Below are 1,526 nucleotides of genomic sequence, written 5' to 3' on the forward strand. Positions count from 1 at the left end.
GAGTCGTCCGTGAACAAGGCTCTAAGCGATTGAGCAGGAGTCAGTTTTCCGGTTGCGGCGGCATTTGAGATTGCAGGGATTGGGGGCTTGAGGCCCCCAAACCTTGCAATTTTCGTTTGTGGATTCCCTTTCGCGGCGGACCATGATTCTGTGGTGCATCGGAGGGGCCGATGCGACCGAAGAAGCACAGGACGACGGGATCGAACGATCTGTTCCGGGCGCGGCTGGACCAGATCATCAACATGAAGCACGAGCTGGTTCAGCTCGCCGGCAAGATCGATTGGGACTGGATCGACGGCGAGGTCGCGCCGCTCTACAGCGAGAATGGCCGGCCCGGGATCGAGACCCGGTTCATGATCGGGCTGCTGTTGCTCAAGCACACTTACGGGCTGTCCGACGAGGGGGTTTGCGAGCGCTGGGTTCACGACCCGTATTTCCAGTTCTTCACCGGGCAAGAGTTCTTTCAGCATGCCTTCCCGCACGAGCGCTCGGACCTGAGCCATTGGCGCAAGCGGCTCGGCGACAAGTTGGAGCTGCTGCTGGCGGAGAGCCTGCGGGTGGCGCACGAGGCCGGCGCGTTACGCGGCCAGGACCTCAAGCGCGTCACCGTCGACACCACGGTGCAGCCGAAGGCCATCACCTTTCCGACCGATGCCAAGCTGCTTCATGCGGCTATCAAGGGGCTCAACCGCCTGGCGAGAAGGCACGCCGTCAGGCTCCGGCAATCCTATTCTCGTGTGGCCAAGGCCGCTGCGATGATGGCGGGCCGCTACGCCCATGTCAAACATTTCGGGCGGCATCAGCGGCAGTTGCGCATTCTGCGCAGCCGGCTCGGCCGTATCATCCGCGACATCCGCCGCAAGATCGAGGGCCAGCCGGCACTGGAGGAGGCATTCGCCCTCCCGCTTGGCCGGGCCGTGCAAATCCGCTCGCAGCAGCAGCGCCAGCGCGGCTGGAAGCTTTATTCCTTCCATGCCCCGGAGGTGGAATGCATCGGCAAAGGCAAGGCCGCCGCGCCTTACGAGTTCGGCGTGAAGGCCTCCATCGTCACCAACAACCGCCGGGCGCCCGGTGGCCTGTTCGTACTGCACGCCAGGTCGCTGCCCGATAATCCCTACGACGGTCATACCCTGCGGGACGTCATCGACCGCACCGAGGCGCTCACCGGCTGTCCGATCGAGCGGGCCTATGTCGACAAGGGATATCGCGGCCACGGCACGCAAAATCCCCGTCGCGTCTTCATTTCGGGCCAGAAGCGCGGCGTGTTCGGCGCCATCAAGCGCGAGCTCCGGCGTCGCTCCGCCATCGAGCCCATCATCGGACATCTGAAGGCCGAAGGTCACCTTGGCCGCTGCTATCTCAAAGGCCGCGCCGGCGACGCCGCCAACGTCGTGCTCTCAGCAGTCGGCCACAACTTCCGCCGTATCCTCGCCTGGCTCAGAGAACTCTTGTGCCTCTTCCTAATCCAGCTATCGCATACGCTTGCCTGTCCGCCCCCGCTCAATTCGGCTTCTTAACGGACGACT

General features: G+C 63.6%; 1 protein-coding gene. It reads left to right on the forward strand.

Translation table 11 applies throughout. The features are described 5' to 3' along the window. Window positions 1-170: 170 nt before the first annotated feature. Entirely contained in the window at window positions 171-1,517 is a 1,347-nt protein-coding gene (locus IVB36_RS35885; RefSeq protein ID WP_247394747.1) for an IS5 family transposase, read from the forward strand. Window positions 1,518-1,526 lie beyond the last annotated feature (9 nt).

The sequence above is a fragment of the Bradyrhizobium sp. 35 genome (genome assembly GCF_023073215.1).
GTDB classification, from domain to species: domain Bacteria; phylum Pseudomonadota; class Alphaproteobacteria; order Rhizobiales; family Xanthobacteraceae; genus Bradyrhizobium; species Bradyrhizobium canariense_D.